Annotated in this window: 14 protein-coding genes; all 14 read right to left on the bottom strand. The window is 66.9% G+C overall.

Features of this window, described 5'->3' with window-relative positions:
- Position 1: 1 nt before the first annotated feature.
- The 14 genes from ACOOGG_RS07715 to ACOOGG_RS07650 are packed head-to-tail and all read right to left on the bottom strand — an operon-like array spanning position 2 to position 15254.
- Complete coding sequence (locus ACOOGG_RS07715) at positions 2-1111, bottom strand: phosphotransferase family protein (RefSeq protein WP_420433935.1); 1110 nt, start codon at positions 1109-1111, stop codon at positions 2-4.
- Positions 1108-2292, bottom strand: coding sequence for an amidohydrolase family protein (locus tag ACOOGG_RS07710; RefSeq protein WP_420433933.1), 1185 nt, complete (start codon positions 2290-2292; stop codon positions 1108-1110). Before ACOOGG_RS07710 ends, ACOOGG_RS07715 begins: the two co-directional genes overlap by 4 nt.
- Positions 2289-3221 carry an aminopeptidase P family N-terminal domain-containing protein gene (locus tag ACOOGG_RS07705; RefSeq protein ID WP_420433931.1) on the bottom strand — a complete coding sequence of 311 codons (933 nt, stop codon included), beginning with the start codon at positions 3219-3221 and terminating at the stop codon, positions 2289-2291. Before ACOOGG_RS07705 ends, ACOOGG_RS07710 begins: the two co-directional genes overlap by 4 nt.
- On the bottom strand, positions 3218-4441 hold the full coding sequence (locus ACOOGG_RS07700) for a M24 family metallopeptidase (RefSeq protein WP_420433929.1): 1224 nt from the start codon (positions 4439-4441) through the stop codon (positions 3218-3220). Before ACOOGG_RS07700 ends, ACOOGG_RS07705 begins: the two co-directional genes overlap by 4 nt.
- 20 nt (positions 4442-4461) lie before the next feature.
- Entirely contained in the window at positions 4462-5682 is a 1221-nt protein-coding gene (locus ACOOGG_RS07695) for a CaiB/BaiF CoA transferase family protein (RefSeq protein ID WP_420433927.1), read from the bottom strand.
- Positions 5675-6508 carry an enoyl-CoA hydratase gene (locus tag ACOOGG_RS07690; protein WP_420433925.1) on the bottom strand — a complete coding sequence of 278 codons (834 nt, stop codon included), beginning with the start codon at positions 6506-6508 and terminating at the stop codon, positions 5675-5677. The genes ACOOGG_RS07695 and ACOOGG_RS07690 overlap by 8 nt, the downstream gene beginning before the upstream one ends.
- Positions 6509-6516: 8 nt before the next feature.
- Positions 6517-7698, bottom strand: a complete 1182-nt coding sequence (locus ACOOGG_RS07685) for an acyl-CoA dehydrogenase family protein (RefSeq protein ID WP_420433923.1) — start codon at positions 7696-7698, stop codon at positions 6517-6519.
- A gap of 33 nt (positions 7699-7731) precedes the next feature.
- The gene (locus ACOOGG_RS07680; RefSeq protein ID WP_420433921.1) at positions 7732-10038 is read right to left on the bottom strand and encodes an arylsulfatase; all 2307 of its coding nucleotides are present in this window, start codon (positions 10036-10038) and stop codon (positions 7732-7734) included.
- 28 nt (positions 10039-10066) lie between these two features.
- Positions 10067-10933, bottom strand: coding sequence for an amidohydrolase family protein (locus ACOOGG_RS07675; RefSeq protein ID WP_420433919.1), 867 nt, complete (start codon positions 10931-10933; stop codon positions 10067-10069).
- Between the two features lie 20 nt (positions 10934-10953).
- On the bottom strand, positions 10954-11736 hold the full coding sequence (locus ACOOGG_RS07670; protein WP_420433917.1) for a VOC family protein: 783 nt from the start codon (positions 11734-11736) through the stop codon (positions 10954-10956).
- Between the two features lie 51 nt (positions 11737-11787).
- The gene (locus tag ACOOGG_RS07665) at positions 11788-12387 is read right to left on the bottom strand and encodes a hypothetical protein (RefSeq protein ID WP_420433915.1); all 600 of its coding nucleotides are present in this window, start codon (positions 12385-12387) and stop codon (positions 11788-11790) included.
- Positions 12384-13253 carry an amidohydrolase family protein gene (locus tag ACOOGG_RS07660; protein WP_420433913.1) on the bottom strand — a complete coding sequence of 290 codons (870 nt, stop codon included), beginning with the start codon at positions 13251-13253 and terminating at the stop codon, positions 12384-12386. Before ACOOGG_RS07660 ends, ACOOGG_RS07665 begins: the two co-directional genes overlap by 4 nt.
- A 15-nt stretch (positions 13254-13268) precedes the next feature.
- Complete coding sequence (locus ACOOGG_RS07655) at positions 13269-13988, bottom strand: class II aldolase/adducin family protein (RefSeq protein WP_420433911.1); 720 nt, start codon at positions 13986-13988, stop codon at positions 13269-13271.
- A 21-nt stretch (positions 13989-14009) separates the two neighbouring features.
- A complete protein-coding gene (locus ACOOGG_RS07650) occupies positions 14010-15254 on the bottom strand; it encodes an amidohydrolase family protein (RefSeq protein ID WP_420435185.1) in 1245 nt (414 codons plus the stop codon).
- Positions 15255-15309: the final 55 nt, after the last annotated feature.

Below are 15309 nucleotides of genomic sequence, written 5' to 3'. Positions count from 1 at the left end.
ACTAGAGCTGGGTGGTTTGGGCTAGGGCGGCGGCGTCGCGGGCTAGGTCTAGAACGACGCGGCCGAAGGCTTCCATGCGGGGATTGTCGGCGCCACCGGCCACGAAGCGGGCGTAGCCCCCTTCGAGCACAATGGCCAGCTTGAAGCGGGCCAGGATCACGTAGTAGTCGATCTCGTCGACGTCGCGCCCCGACATGGTGGCGTAGCGCTCCAGCAGGTCGTCGCGGAAGGGCAGGCCCTCGTAGTCGACGTAGCCCACCGAGGGGCGGCTGGCCTCGTCTTCGGGCCAGTTCATCACCACCCAGGCGAGGTCGAGCAGCGGGTCGCCCACGGTGCCCATCTCCCAGTCGACGACGGCGGCCATCCGGGCGGGGCCCCCGTGGTGGAACATGACATTGGCGAACTGGTAGTCGCCGTGCATGATGCCCGGGGTGTAGCTGCGGGGGGTGCGGCCCCTAAGCCAGTCGCCCGCGGTGTCGAGGCCGGGGATATCGCGGAACTTGAAGCGGTTGAGGTGGGCGTACCAGCGGTCTACCTGGCGCTCGTGGAATCCCTCGGGGCGGCCCAGGCCTTCGAGGCCGTTGGCCTGCCAGTCGACCTTGGACAACCGGGCGATGGCGTCGACCAGCTCGTAGGCCAGGGCGGGGCGGGCTTCCATGTTTGAGGCGAACGGCTCGGGCCAGCCGGGCTCGCTGATGGGCGACCAGCCGTCGACGAAGTCCATGAGGTAGAAGGCGGCCCCGATGATGCTGGTGTCGTCGGTGCCCCCCGCCGCCCGGGCGTGGGGGACGTCGGTGTCGGCCAAAGCCGAGAGGATGCGGTACTCCCGCATCATGGTCTCGTTGCGGCCGTCGGGGACCTTGCGGGGCGGGCGGCGCAGGGCCCAGCGATGCCCACCGCGGCAGATCTCGAAGATCTCGTTGGAGGCCCCGCCGGAGACGAACCGGCTGGCGATCGGCTCGCCCTGGCCGGGGAGGCCTTGGGCGTCCATCCACTCCCCCAGCGCGACGGGTTCGATCAGGCCTTTGGTGCGCTCGGCCTCGGAGGCCTCATCGGTGTCGGACCGCGAGAAGACGCTGGAATCCGCAGTTGACTCAGTGGGTTCGCTCATGCAGCAGGTCGGAGAGTGAGGAGCTCTTTGAGGTTCTCGGACATGACCTTGCGCTGGTCATCAGCACTGCGGTCTTCCACTTCCTTGACGAAGTCGAGTGGTTTGCCCAGTCCTTCGGGGTGGGGGAAATCAGAACCGAACAGCACCCGGTCGATGCCGATTTTGTCGATGAGGCCGGAGATGTCCTCCTCGTAGAACGGGCTCACCGAGATGTGGCGGCGGAACGTCTCCACCGGGTCTTCGGCAAACTCTTGGGGCATCTTGGAGTAGGCATCGGACAGCTCCAACAGCAGCGGGGCCACCCAGGTGGAGCCGTTCTCGATGGAGGCCACCCGCAGATTGGGATGGCGCTCGAACAAGCCGTGGCAGATCATGGCCGCCATGGTGTCGAAAATGGGGCGTCCATGGCTGATGACCAGTCGGAAGGCGGCGGGCTTGAACGGCAGGAACTCGTCGCGGCCTCCCTCCCAGTCGCTGGCGTAGGCGTCATAGCCGGAGTCGGAGGCGTGGCAGGCAACGAAGATGCCGGTCTGCTCAACCACATTCCAGAAGTCGTCGAACTCGGGCAGCCCCATAGACCGGGAGCCCCTCAGCCCAGGCACCGGGGCAGGGCGGATGAGCACGGCTCGGGCCCCGTTGTCGACGGCCCACTCCAATTCCTCGATGGCTCGGCGGGGATCGGGCAGGGTGATGATCGGAGTGGGGAAGATGCGGCCTTGGTAGTTGAAGGTCCACTCGTCGAGCATCCACCGGTTGAAGGCGGACACCGCGGCGTGGGTGAGCTCGATGTCGTCTTTCATCCGCTCTTCGAGGAGCGAGGCCAGGGTGGGGAACAGCAGGGTGCCGTACACCCCTTGCTCGTCGAGCAGCTTGATGCGGTCATCGGGATGGCGAAAACCAGGATGGCAGCGGATAGGCTTGCCGGTGAGCTCCCGCAAGGTCTTGCCATCGGTGTTCTTGCCCCGGTAGTAGTCCTCCCAGGCGCCGGGGGCGGCCACCACCTCGAAGGTTGGGTTGGGGATGTACTCGCTGATCTTGTTGTTGATGGCGATCTTGGTGCGGCCTTCGATATCCACATAGCGGATGGCGGTGCGGTACCGCTCGGGCAGATGGCGGGTGAACGAGTCGATGGGCTCGTAGAGGTGGTTGTCGGCGTCGTATGCGTCGTAGTTGAGGTTCATGCCGTCTCCAAAGAGAGGATCTCGGGTGTGGTTTCGGTGACCAGAACGATGTCGCGCCGGTGGTCGGCGCCGATGCTGGCGCCCACGCTCAGCACAGTGTCTGCTTCCAGTACCTCCCCTTTACCGTAGCGGGTGTTTATGACGGGCGGCTCATAGCCCATACCGCATCCCCGCACCAGCCATTGGCCGTCGGGGGCAGCTCGGCGGAGGTCTTCTGCGGCGGCGCCGGGGACGCAGGCCGCGATGAGCCCGGCAGTGAGCTCGGGGTCGCCGTTTGCGGTGCGGCCTAGCCCGCCCTCGTAGTGCCATCGGATGCAGCTGAAGTCGACGACGGGGCCTTCGACTCGGGGCTCGGCGGCGGGAGTGGACGACCCGGCCAGGGCCATGGCCTCCACGCCGGCGGCCAGCCGCTGGGCGTCGGTGCCGGGGTGGGCGACGGCCGCTGTCACCCCCGCGGCGGCGACAGCGCAGGAAGCCCGGATGGCGTCGACCTCGGAGGGCAGTTTGATGCGGCGGGCTTGGGCCAGGATGTCGTCGGCGGGGACGATCTCGGCTTTGGGGGCCACCGCGCTGAGGAGACCGGCCATGCCCGGCGACCAGGCGTCGATGCCCACCCGATTCGCCTCGGCTATCCCCGGGGTGGCGGCCAGGCGCTGGTAGATGATCGCCCCGCTCCAGGTGATGCCGTGGAGATGGTCGAGATCGATGTCGTCGGGGACGCCTTCGTCCCAGGTGGACAGCAGAAATATCTCGTCGGTGGCGACGTTCAGGGTGCAGACCGGGCCAAACGGGCGGGCGCCGGCGGTCCAGAGCTGGTGGGCGCCGGTGAAGTAGTTGATGTGGTCTTGTCGCCCGGCGACCAGGAAGTCGATCCCAGCAGCATCGAGAGCGTCGATGGCTCGGGCACGGCGCTGGAGGTGGAGGCTCATGCGGGCACCTCGAAGGGGTCGTAGGGGTGGCCACCGCCCAGAGGGATCCAGCCGTTGTCGGTGACAGCCACGATCTCCTCGGCCCGGAAGCCGCCGGTGCCGTCTTCCCAGATGGCGGGCTCCAGCACCATGACCATGCCGGGCTCTAGGGTGTTGGCGGCGTCGAAGTCGGGGCCGTTGTCGGTGCCCAAAAAGGGCATCTCGGCGCTCTCGATGCCCACCCCGTGAACGAGGTAGAAGTGCGGCATCCATGGTTGGTCGCCGTCATTTCGGTGAGGGGCGTCGGCGGCGGTGGCCGCGGCACACACCTCGGCGAAGGTGGCTCCGGGGGCGATGGCGGCGTAGGCAGCGTCCATAACTGCCAGCCACCGCTCGAAGCAGCGCTGCTCGCCGGGGGTGGGCGGGCGGCCGACCACCCAGGTACGGCCGAAATCGGAGGCGTAGCCGTGGTAGTCGCTGCCGGCGTCTACCCAGATGAGGTCGCCCTCGGCATAGACGGGGTCGCCCGACCAGGTGGGGAAGGCCAGGTGCCCGGTGGTGGTGCGGGGGCCGTCGGCCATGCGTCGGGCCATAGGCTGGAAGATGACGTCGATCATGTTGGCGTCGATGCCCTCTTCGCGGAGGCGGCGGAGGAACACGGCAGCCAGCTCGCTACGGCGCACGCCGGGGACCAGGGCTTGCTGGACGGTGGCCATGGCCCGGCTGGTGCGGATTTGGGCCTGGTGGATGCAGGCCAGCTCGTCGACGGTCTTGTGAAGCTTGACTGCGGCCAGGGTGTTGGCGGCATCGGCGATCTCGACGCCCGAAAGCACGCCGGTGCGGAGCATTGCACCGGACATCAAGTCGATGCCGACGCGCCCCCCGTGGGCGTGCTGGCCGAGTATGGCGTCGAGCAGGGCGCCCAGGTCGGCAGCTCCTTCGTCGATATCGGGCCAGACGGCGGGGTGGGCGTCGACGTCGAGACCGTCGGGGTCGCCGCCCAGCAGGCAGGGCTGGGGCTGGTCGGCGAGGACCACGGCGACGGGGCGGTTGGCCGCGACGTGGGTGGCGTCGACGGCCTCGGGGAGGCAGTCGGTGGCGTAGGCCACGTGGGGGCCGTGAAGCAGCACCAGGGCGTCGAGCCCGTCGGCAGCCATCTGGGCCTGGAGCTTGGCATACCGCTCCCGCCGCAGCCGCCCGACATCGAGCTCCAGCACCGGGGCATCAGCGGCGGAAGTCATCCCCCTTACTCTGCCCCAACTCAGATGACGTTGTCGGCTCGCAGGGCGGCCAGGTCGTGTTGGGTGAGGTTGCAGAGGTCGGTGAGGACTTCGTCGGTGTGTTGGCCGAGGCGGGGGGCACCGGTGGGGATGGGTGGGGGGTGGCCATCGAAGCGGGGGAAGGGGGCTTGCTGGTTCAGGGGGCCGATTACCGGGTCGTCGATGGCGATTAGGTCGCCGCGGGCGGTTATGTGGGGGTCGGCGGCGATGTCGGCGGCGTCGTAGGCGGTGGCCACGGGCACGTCACAGGCCACGCAGCGGGCCTCGATGTCGGCCGCGTCGAGACCAGAGGTCCAGTCGGCCACGATCTGGTTGATCTCGTCGCCATTGGCCGCCCGGACCTCGGCGGTGGCGAACTTGGGGTCGTCCAGCAGGTCCTGGCGGTCCATGGCTGTGCAGAGGCGGGCGAAGTTGGCTTCCATGGCGGCGGCGATGCACACCCAGCGGCCGTCGCGGCTGGGGTAGTTGTCGAGCGGGGCGGAGTGGTCGAGCCGGTTGCCGGTGCGGTTCCGCACTAGGCCGAGGTGGTGGTAGGCAGCGTGGGTCCACTCCAGGATGCGCAACACCGATCCGTAGAGATAGGCGTCGATCACCCCGCCCTCGCCGGTGCCGCCGGCGTCCCGTTCATAGAGCAGGGCGGTGGCGGCCTGGGCGGCGAACACCCCGGTTAGGTAGTCGGAGATGGTGAGACCGGGGCGCACCGGGGGGCGATCGGGCTCGCCGGTGAGGTGGAGCAGTCCGCCGTAGGCCACGCCGTTGCGGTCCAGGCCGGGGCGCAGCGACTTGGGGCCGTCTTGGCCGAAGACGCTTATGCGCACCGTGACAAGGTGGCGGGGCAGCAGCTCGGGGTGAATGTTCCAGCGCTCCAGGGTGCCGGGGCGGAAGTTCTCGCACAGCACGTCGGCATGTTCGGTGAGCTGTCGGAACAGCTCCTGGCCCCGGGGTTGGCGAAGGTCGAGGGTGATCGACTTTCGACCCCGGCCCTCGACGGCCCAGAACAGCGAGTAGGGGTGGTCGCTGCCCTCCCCCGGCTTGTCGTCGGGTTTGGCGAACGGGCCGATGGTGCGCATGGGATCCCCGGTGCCGGGTTGTTCAATCTTGATGACCTCAGCGCCCTGCTCGCCGAGGATGCCGGCGCAGAACGGGGCAGCGATCCGGGTGCCAACGTCGAGCACCCGCAATCCGACCAGGGGCTTACGCATCCCGATGCTCGGCGAATACTTCCTTCATCGACAACTTCTGCATGCGCCGCTCCAGCGCGCCCAGGGCGGTGTCGGTGTTGTGCATCCAGTGATGGGCCATGAAGTGGTAGTCCCAGGCGTCCTTTTGGCCCATCAGCTCCAGGGTCTTGTTGATGGACCGCTTCACCACTGCGGCGGTGGCCGGGGGCACCAGGGCGATGGCCTCGGCCATCTCCTGGGTGGCGGTGGCCAGCTCGTCGCGGGGCACCACCCGGTTGACCATGCCCAAGCGCTCAGCGTCGGCCGCGGTAATGGTCTGGGCTGTGAGCAGGAACTCCTTGGCCTTGCGGGGCGGCATCTCCCAGGGCTCGATGAGGATCTCCACCGCAGCGCCGGTCATTCGCAGCACCGGGTTCTGGAAGGAGGCGTCGTCGGAGGCCACGATCAAGTCGCACATGGCCGCCAGCATCACCCCCGCCGCGATGCACTTGCCGTGGACGGCGGCGATGGTGGGCTTGGGGAAGTCCCGGATCCGCAGGCAGCGGTCGAAGTACATGGTCTTCTCGTGGTGGAACTTGCCCTCCGGTGTGTCCCGCATGAGCCGCCACTTGTCGGGCTCCACATCGCCCACCAGAGCTTTCAGGTCGTGGCCCGCGGAGAAATGGCGCCCATTGGCGGCCATGATCACCACCCGCACCTGGTCGTCGGCCTCGGCCAGGTCGAAGGCGGCGTCGAGCTCGTCAATGAGCTGAGTGTCCTGGGCGTTGGCCACGTCGGGACGGTTGAGGGTAATGGTGGCCACGGCCCCTTCGACGCTGTAGTTGATGGTGTCGAATGCGGTGCCCATGAGTGCTCCTAACGGGGCTCCCGAGGCAGGCCCAGGGTTTGCTCCCCGATGATGTTGCGCTGGACTTCGCTGGTTCCGGCGAAGATCGTCGCTGCTCGATAGTACAGCCAAGACCGCTGCCAGCGGCCTCCGCCGGGGTTGTGGGGGTCGCCCCTCCACAGGGGGGCGGCGGGGCCCAGCACATCCATGGCCGTTTCATGGAGCCGTTGGCTCATCTCGCTCCAGAAGAGCTTGGCGGTGGCCGATTCGGAGCCGTGATCGCGGCCGTGGGCCAGCCGGGACAGCACCCTCCAATTCTGAAGCTGAAAAAGGCGGACCTCGATGAATGCCTGGGCCAGAGCTTGGCGTATCACGGGGTCTTGGTTGCGGCCGGTCTCGGCGGCCAGTCGGAAGAGTTCGTCGAGCAATTGGGTGTGGATTACGAGCTGGCGGGGGTTGGTGCCCCGCTCCACGCCGAGGGTGGATTGCGACACTCGCCAGCCATTGCCGGGGTTGCCGATGACCTGGTCGTGGGAGATGAGCACGTCGTTGAGGAATACCTCGTTGAAGTCGGACTCGTCGGTGATCTGACGCAGGGGGCGGATGTCGACGCCGGGAGCGTGCATATCGACCATGAAGGCGGTAATGCCCCGGTGCTTGGGCTCGTCGGGGTGAGAGCGGGCCAGGCACAGTCCCCAGTCGGCGAACTGGGCGTAGGATGTCCACACCTTCTGGCCGCTGAGCCGCCAGCCGCCCTCAACAGGGGTGGCCTGGGTGGACACCGAGGCCAGATCGCTGCCGGCGTCCGGTTCGCTGAACAGCTGACAGAAGAGCTGCTCGGCGGGGAGGATCGATGGGAGCCAGCGCTGTTTCTGGTCGGGGGTGCCGTGGACCAGGATGGTGGGGCCAATGAGGTTCACGCCAATGCGGCCAACTATCTCGGGGGCTCGAGCCCGGGCCAGCTCCTCTTGGACAATGTAGTGGTGCAAGGGGCCAGCGCCTCGGCCGCCGTACTCCTCCGGCCAGGAGACGCCGACGAGACGGGCTTCAGCGAGGGCTGACTGCCAGCCTCGTAGGAAATCGACTTCTTTGCCCAAGTCGTCGAACAAGGGCGGCAGGCCTTGGCCGTATTCCCAGGGGAGATTTCCTTTGAGCCATTGTCGGCACTCAGCCCGGAAGGCTTCCTGGTCCACAGTAGGGGCGAGATCCATTTCCCTTAGTTTGCACCATCTCTCGTACTCGCCTTACTCGAAGCGGGAACCCATTTGTTTGAGGATTTGGGTGGTGTAGACCGATGCCATGCGGCCTTGTTGGCCGGGGGTGTAGGTGACGGAGTCGATGGCGTTGGAGTAGGGGAAGGGCCCATGGCGCTGGTAGATGTCCCAAGAGACGGGGGAGCGCCGGTCGATGCCCACGTCGATCCCCTCGAACGGGGCCATGGTCCACATGCCGGTGAATTCCTCGCCGGCGGCTCTTTCTTCGCCGTCCACCTGCAGGCGCAGGTCCCAGGCGAAGCCGTCGGTGATGGTGAAGGCGAGTTGCACGCTGCGCCGGCCCTCGGCCAGTGGGCCGCCGTTGAGCAGGCGCATGTGGCCGTAGCCGTTGTGGACGTAGACCACCTCGCCATTCTCGATGTAGCAGGCGTAGCCGCCGCCCTGGTCGCCGTGCGCCACCAGCATCCCGGCGTCGCCCGGTGAGTATTCGAACTCGATGTCCACGGTGAATGACCGGGCTTGTATCAGCTTCATGCTCCGGTAGCGCTCCAGCGTGTCGGTGCCTGGGGTGATCCGCACTGGCGTTTCGTACACCTCTTCCGAAGGAGGCCGCTGCACGAACTTGAGCATCGAGCCCTCGTCGAGGGGGTACACCTGATAGCGGTGGGCGGCCTCATCCCAGGCATCGATCAGCCCTTGGCGCCGCTCAGGCTCGGCTTCCGACAAATCCACCGTCTCGGTGGGGTCGTCGTCCAGGTTGTACACCTCCCACTCGTGGTCGCCGAACGGAGTCATGGGCAGATGCAGGGTGACCGCCTCCCAGCCCTCCCGGTAGTAGCCACGGTGGCCGATCTGCTCGTAGTACTGCTCGGTGTGGTGCTCGGGGGCATCGCCGTCGGCAAATGTGGGGGCGAAGCTGGCCCCGGCCAGCGGCCCCTTGAGCGGCTGGCCGTTGCGCTCGGAGGGGGCCTCGAGGCCCACGATGTCCAAGACAGTGGGCAGCACGTCGGTGATGTGAAGGTACTGGCGGCGGAACCCGCCGGGGTCGGCAATCCGGCCGGGCCACGACGAGATCATGGCCACCTGGTGCCCGCCGGCGTGGGTGTTGATCTTGTACAGCCGGAATGGCGTGTTGCCGGCCATGGCCCAGCCCCGGGGATAGTGCGCCAGGGTCTGGGGGCCGCCCAGCAGATCTAGCCGGGCGTGGTCGTCGTGGATATCGCCCTGGGTGGGTGACAGCACCTCGAAGTACTGCGAGCAGCCGGTGTCCTCGCCCTCGCGAGACGCCCCGTTGTCGGAGGTGAACAGCACCAGCGTGTTATCCCACTCGCCCAACTCCTCCAGGGCATCGCGCAGCCGACCGAAGTTCTGGTCGACGTTGTCCACCATGGCGGCGAACACCTCCATGTAGCGGGCGAACACCTCCTTTTGGGTGTTGGACAGCTCGTCCCACGGGGCGACGTCGTTGCGCTCCTCGGAGTTGCGGGGCGGCAGCGTGGTGTCGGCGTCGATCACCCCCAACTCGATCTGGCGGGCGAAGCGGCGCTCTCGGACCTCATCCCAGCCGGCGTCGTAGGCCCCCCGGTACTTCTCGATGTCGGCCTGCTTGGCCTGGAGCGGGGCGTGGACCGCCCCGTGCGACAGGTACAAGAAGAACGGCTGGTCGGGCCGGGCCGCCTTCTGCTCGCGCACCATGGCGATGGCCTCGTCGGTGATGTCGTCGGTGAAGTAGTAGTCGTCGGGGTATTGGTCGGTGCGCACCACGCTGTTGTCGCGGATCAGCCGGTGGGGGTGGTGGAAGTTGGTGAACCCGTCGAGGAAGCCGTAGTAGCGGTCGAATCCCCGCTGGAGCGGCCACGAATGCCGGGGGCCCACCAGGTTGGAGTCTTTGCACAGGTGCCATTTGCCCACCATCAAGGTGGCGTAGCCCGCCGCCCGTAATATCTCGGCCACGGTAGCGCAGTGCTCGGTTAGCTCGGAGGTGTAACCGGGGTAGCCGGGGTCGGAGTGGCACACATGGCCCACGCCCACGTCGTGGTGGTTGAGCCCGGTGAGCAGCGACGCCCGGGTGGGCGAGCACATGGGGTTGACGTGGAAGTTGAGGTAGCGCAGCCCCTCGGCGGCCATCTTGTCGATGTGGGGGGTGTCGATCTCCGAGCCGTAGCAGCCCAGATCGGCAAAGCCCAGGTCGTCCACCAGCACCACCACGATGTTGGGCGCCCCCTGCGGTGCCCGCACCGCCTCGGGCCACCACGGGTCAGAGCCAGCCACGGTCCGCCCCGCCCGCCCCTCCCATCCCTCATAGGGCTCAGGCCTGGTTGCCGTCTCGTCGGTCATCGGACCCTCGCTTTTGTTGGTAGCAGTGTCAGTCGTCCAGCTTGAATACCCGCAGGGCGTTCTCCCGCAGGAACTTGGGCCACACGTGGTCGCGGAACGGCACGTTGGCCATGTCGGCGAAGATGCGCTCCAGGGTGAGCCCAGCTGGGAAGTACCCGGCGTACATCACCTTGTCGGCCCCTCGGGTGTTGGCGTAGTCGATTATGGCTTTGGGGTAGTGCTTGGGGGCGAACGCCGAGGGCATGTAGTACAAGTTGGGCCACTTCAGCATCAGCTTCATGGCCAGCTTCTCCCAGGGCTCGGCCCCGTGGCGCATCACCAGGCGCAGCTCGGGGAAGTCGTAGCACACCTGGTCGAAGTGCTCGACGTGCTGGGGGGCGCTGGGGAACCGGGGCCCGGCGATGCCGGCGTTGGCGATCACCGGGATGTCGAGCTCGACGGCGGTGGCGTACAGCGGGTACATGAGCGGATCGGACACCCCCACCTGGGGCATGAGGCCGGAGGGGAACACGCTCACCGCATTGAGGTCGTGGTCGGCCTTCAGCTTCTTGACGTGGCGGACGGCGCCCATCACGTCGTTGGGATCCACCTCGGTCACGAAGTACACCCTGTTGGGGTGGATCCGCTTGGCCTCGATGGAGGTCTCCGACAGCCCGAACAGCCCCTTGTCGATGCCCCACCGGTCCATCTCGGCCATGGTGTAGGCGATGGGGTCGGAGCCCTCCTTGGCCTCCTCTGGGATGTCCTTAAACATGTACTCCACCGGCATCACGAACTCTTCGGTGGACTGGTCGTCCTTCAGTCCGGCCTGGAGGTTGGCGTACACCTGCTTCTTGGAGGCGAACGGGAACCCGATCATCAGGTCCACGATGCCGATTCCCTCGGGCATTGGCATTTCGTGCTCTTTCTGCTGGCTCAGTCCATCGAGAAGTCGGGGTTGAGGGTGATGACCCAGAACATGGCGCCGGTGTCGTCCACAAGCTGCGCCATGCGCCCCGGTGGGGTGTCCATGGGCGGGACGACCACATGGCCGCCCAGCTCTTGGCACTGCGCGGCGGTGGCGTCGCAGTCGTCCACTGCGAAGTACACCGCCCAGTGGGGAGGTATGACCGGCGCGGGCAGCGGGCCGGCGCTGGCGATCATCTCGTCGTTGTGCGAGATGCCCACAGAACCATCCACGTCGAGGGGTATCGGGGTCCAGCCCAGCAGCTCGGAGTAGAAGGCCAGGGCCTTGTCCACATCGGAGGTGAGGAGTTGGTTCCAGCACAGGGTGCCGTGCTCGCTCTTCAGCGCGGCGCCGTCTTGGCCCAGCGCTTCCCACAGAATCGCCACGGCGCCGGTGGGATCGGCCACCACCACCATTCTGCCAGCGCCCGACGGCTCCATCACCGGGCCCATCGGGGTGCCCCCGGCGGGCGCCACCTTGGCCAGGGCATCGTCGGCGTTGTCCACCGAGATGTAGGTCTCCCACACGTTGGGGATCCCCATCTCGCACATCTGCTGGGGCTTCTCGAGCAGCCCCAGCACCGGCTTATCGCCCTTCAGTCCCAGGGTGTAGACCACTTCCGAGCCCTCGAGCTCGTCGTGGAAGGTCAGCCCGAACAACGCCGAGTAGAACTCCTTGGCCTTGTCGGGCTCCTCGGTACACAGATCGACCCAGCTGAAATCTCCGTGGACGTAGCCGTCTATCTCGGGCATGGCCGTGCTCCCTTCGCCTGTTCCCGGCTTGATTTCAGGCAGCGTATAGGTTCAGATGGCGTCGCCCACATTGGTGCGGCGGGCGGCGATGGCCCAGGTCAACAGGGCCAGGATCATCAGAGGGTCGAGGATGTTCCACGCGCCGGGGTCGTTGGTGAGGTAGGCGTTTACCAACACGGCCGCGCCCAGTCCTGTTGCGATGACCGCGGCAATGGGGGTGAATGGGTTGGCGGGCTCCATGCCCTGTCGTTGGGCCATCACCCGGCGCCACCCGGTACAGATGGCCACGGTGGCGCAGGCTACGAACAATGGGTCGATGGTGAGCCACAGGTTGCCGCTGTGTTTGAAGACGTCGGTGTACTGGTTGAGCAGGATGGCCAGGGCCAGCGATGACAGGCACAGCGTGCGGAACCACGGAACCTTGCTGGTGTTGCGCCACAGCAGCCATACGCCGATGACCGAGAACACCACGGGGCCGATCTGCCAGAGCTGCCACTTCCAGTTGTCAACCACCTCGGCGCTGGGGTCGGGGTGGACCACCACCGATCGTTCAGCCCAGGTAAACACGGCGACAACCAGGATGCCTGCTCCGATGAAGGAGTCGATCACTCCTAGGTCCCGCCGGCGGAAGATGTGCTCAATCATGCTCATGCCATATTGAACACCCGCAGGGCGTTGTCCCGCAGGAATTTGGGCCAGACGTGGTCGCGGAAACCCACATTGCGCATCTCGGTCATGATCCGCTCCAGCGACAGACCCGAGGGGAAGTAGCCGGCGTACATCACCTTTTCGGCCCCCCGGGTGTTGGCGTAGCGGACTATGGCGGTGGGGTAGTGCTTGGGGGCGAACGCCGAAGTCGAATAGTGCAGCCCCGGCCACTTCAGCATGAGCTTGACCATCAGGTCTTCCCACGGCTCGGCTCCGTGGCGGGTTACCAGCACCAGCTCGGGGAAGTCGTAGCACACCCGGTCGAGGTGCTCGACGTGCTGGGGGCCCATCGGGAACCTCGGTCCCGGCACCCCGGCGTTTATGCACATGGGGATCTCCAGCTCGCAGCACGCCGAATACAGCGGGTACATGAGCGGATCGCTGATGTTGACCTGGGGGTGAAGCCCGGTGGGGAAGCACGCCGCGGCGATCACCCCCAGCTCGTCGACTGCTCGGCGCAGGTCTCGAACTGCTTGTACCCCGAGGTTGGGGTCCACCAGGTAGCTGCCGTAGAGGCGGTCGGGATGCTCGGTGACGCCTCGGGTGCCCCAGGTGTCGCCGAATTTCACCGGCAGAAGCCCCTTGTCCACGCCCCAACGGTCCATCTCCGCCAGCAGGTAGGCGATGAAGTCCACCGTGCCGTCCACCTGGGGCAGGTCTTTGAACATGTAGGCCGCGCCGTGGCCGAAGGAGCGGCTCTCGGTGTCCTTCAGCAGCCCCTGAAAATTGGCGTACCAGGCGTCGCGGTCAGAGGGCACCCCCAGCATGAGATCGACGGCCCCGATGCCATCCATAGGGTGAGGGGCCATAGCGTGAGGGGCCATCTAGCCGGCCAGCGTCTCGAACAGGTCGGCGTCGGTGCGGCGCAGCCGGCGGTAGTTGGCCTCCCACATCATGGGGATGAAGTACTTGTGGTAGGCCTTTTTGGCCCGGGCCGCCTCGGCTTCGGGCATCTCGCGGCCGCCCACCACATGGGCCTCGTAGTGAGCCCGGGCCGATGACTCATAGGCGATGGCCTTGATGGTGGCCTCCTCCAGCGATGGGCATACGAAGCACGCCCCGTGGTTGCCGATGAGCACCACCGACCGGTCGCCCAGCGCATCGGCCATCCGAGGGCCGTCCACCGGGTTGTCGATGCCGTTGTCGGCGTAGTGGGCCTGCTCCTCGTAGAACAGGCAGGCGTCGGCCGAGTACAGCCCCACGTCCTTGCCGGTGGTGGACAGCACCTCCACGTAGTGGGAATGGGTGTGGATCACCGAGTTGGCGTCGGGGCGGGCCTCGTAGAACCCGGCGTGGAATCGCACCGCCGGTGAGGCCGGGGTGTCACCGTCGAGCAGGTTGAGCTCCATGTCATAGCAATTCACGTCGCTGGGCAGCGTCTCGCTGAAGTAGCCGAACGGCGACACCCAAAAGGCGTCGGCGCGCTCGGCGTCGCGCACCGACACGTGGCCCGCCACCCGGCTCTCGCACCCCTCCCGGGCCAGGATGCGCCGGGAGGCGGCCACCTGGAAGGCGGGGTGGTCTTCGGTCCACGTCTTGGTCATCGCTTCTCCTTGGTCTAGTCCTCAGAATAATTCCGGGTCGGCAGCCACCGCGTCGGGAACCGGCCAGCGGAACAGCTCCGCGGCGTTGCGCCAACAGATCTTCTCAGTCTCGTCGGCCTCGAACCCCACTAGTTGGCGGCGCACCACCTCTTGGGTTTCGGGCCAGGTGGTGTCCACGTGTGGATAGTCCGACTCCATCATGATGTGGCCCACCCCGATGTGGTGGCGCAGCGACAGGCACGAGGTGTCGTCGATCACACAGAACCAGAAGTTGCGCCGGAACACCTCGCTGGGCTTCATGTCGATGTTGGTCCAGGTGCCGTACATGTCGTGGTAGCGGGTGATGTGGTCGAGCCGGTCGATCAGCCCCGGCACCCAGGCGATGCCCCCCTCCGACATGGCGATGCGCAGGTTGGGGAACCGCACCGGGATCAGCGAGTACAGCCAGTCGACCGCGGCGAACATGGCGTAGCCGAAGAACAGCACCCCTATGGTGTCGGGAGGGGCGTCAGGCGCGGTGGACGGAGCCTGCGACGACGACCCCACGTGCAGGCAAACCACGGTGCCGGTGTCCTCGCAGGCTCGGATGAACGGGTCCCAGTGGCCGGTGTGCAGCGACGGCAGCTTCAGCTTCTCGGGGGCCTCGCTGAACGACACCGCCCGAAAGCCCCGCTCGGCGTTGCGGTAGATCTCGTCGGCGGCCACGTCGGCGTCGTACAGCCACGGGATTTGGCAGGGGATGATGCGGTCGGGGTAGCGCCCGTGCCAGTCCTCCAGGATCCAGTCGTTCCAGGCCCGCACGCAGGCCAGGCCCAGCTCCGCGTCATCGGTCATCCGCATGAAGTTCTGGCCGGCGAACCCGGGCAGCGCGGAGGGGAAGTTGAGCGACGCATAGATCCCGTTGAGGTCCATATCGGCGATGCGGGCGTCGATGTCCCACGCGCCCCGGCGCATGTGGTCGAACCGCACCGGGTCGAAGCCGTACTCCGACACCGGTCGCCCGGCCACCGCGTTCATCCCCACGGTGGGGAAGCGGCGCCCGTCCACCTCCCAGGCGTGCATGCCGTCGTCGTCGGTTACCACTGTTGGGCCCCGGTCGCCGAACCGGGCCGGCATGCGCCCCTCGAAGGCATCGGGGGCCTCCACCACGTGGTCGTCCACCGAGATGAGCAGGTTGTGGCGCACCCGGCGCTCGGGTTCGGGCAAAAAGGTCACCGGGTGGGCGTCGGCCTGGGTGTCGCGCACCGTGAACCCGATGCGCCCCATGTCGGAGAGCTTGACCACGGCGCCTGCCCTGCCGATCCAGCCCAGCTTTGGGCTG

Origin of the sequence: Candidatus Poriferisocius sp., from assembly GCF_965214065.1 — a bacterium.
In the GTDB taxonomy this organism is placed as follows: Bacteria; Actinomycetota; Acidimicrobiia; order Acidimicrobiales; family Bin134; genus Poriferisocius.
This window is presented reverse-complemented; position numbering and strand designations above follow the sequence as displayed.

Bases quoted from the DNA above. Each gene is read 5' to 3' on its own strand.
- ACOOGG_RS07715 (WP_420433935.1), bottom strand. From the start codon at position 1,111: ATGAGCGAACCCACTGAGTCAACTGCGGATTCCAGCGTCTTCTCGCGG.
- ACOOGG_RS07710 (WP_420433933.1), bottom strand. From the start codon at position 2,292: ATGAACCTCAACTACGACGCATACGACGCCGACAACCACCTCTACGAG.
- ACOOGG_RS07705 (WP_420433931.1), bottom strand. From the start codon at position 3,221: ATGAGCCTCCACCTCCAGCGCCGTGCCCGAGCCATCGACGCTCTCGAT.
- ACOOGG_RS07700 (WP_420433929.1), bottom strand. From the start codon at position 4,441: ATGACTTCCGCCGCTGATGCCCCGGTGCTGGAGCTCGATGTCGGGCGG.
- ACOOGG_RS07695 (WP_420433927.1), bottom strand. From the start codon at position 5,682: ATGCGTAAGCCCCTGGTCGGATTGCGGGTGCTCGACGTTGGCACCCGG.
- ACOOGG_RS07690 (WP_420433925.1), bottom strand. From the start codon at position 6,508: ATGGGCACCGCATTCGACACCATCAACTACAGCGTCGAAGGGGCCGTG.
- ACOOGG_RS07685 (WP_420433923.1), bottom strand. From the start codon at position 7,698: ATGGATCTCGCCCCTACTGTGGACCAGGAAGCCTTCCGGGCTGAGTGC.
- ACOOGG_RS07680 (WP_420433921.1), bottom strand. From the start codon at position 10,038: ATGACCGACGAGACGGCAACCAGGCCTGAGCCCTATGAGGGATGGGAG.
- ACOOGG_RS07675 (WP_420433919.1), bottom strand. From the start codon at position 10,933: ATGCCAATGCCCGAGGGAATCGGCATCGTGGACCTGATGATCGGGTTC.
- ACOOGG_RS07670 (WP_420433917.1), bottom strand. From the start codon at position 11,736: ATGCCCGAGATAGACGGCTACGTCCACGGAGATTTCAGCTGGGTCGAT.
- ACOOGG_RS07665 (WP_420433915.1), bottom strand. From the start codon at position 12,387: ATGAGCATGATTGAGCACATCTTCCGCCGGCGGGACCTAGGAGTGATC.
- ACOOGG_RS07660 (WP_420433913.1), bottom strand. From the start codon at position 13,253: ATGGCCCCTCACCCTATGGATGGCATCGGGGCCGTCGATCTCATGCTG.
- ACOOGG_RS07655 (WP_420433911.1), bottom strand. From the start codon at position 13,988: ATGACCAAGACGTGGACCGAAGACCACCCCGCCTTCCAGGTGGCCGCC.
- ACOOGG_RS07650 (WP_420435185.1), bottom strand. From the start codon at position 15,254: ATGGGGCGCATCGGGTTCACGGTGCGCGACACCCAGGCCGACGCCCAC.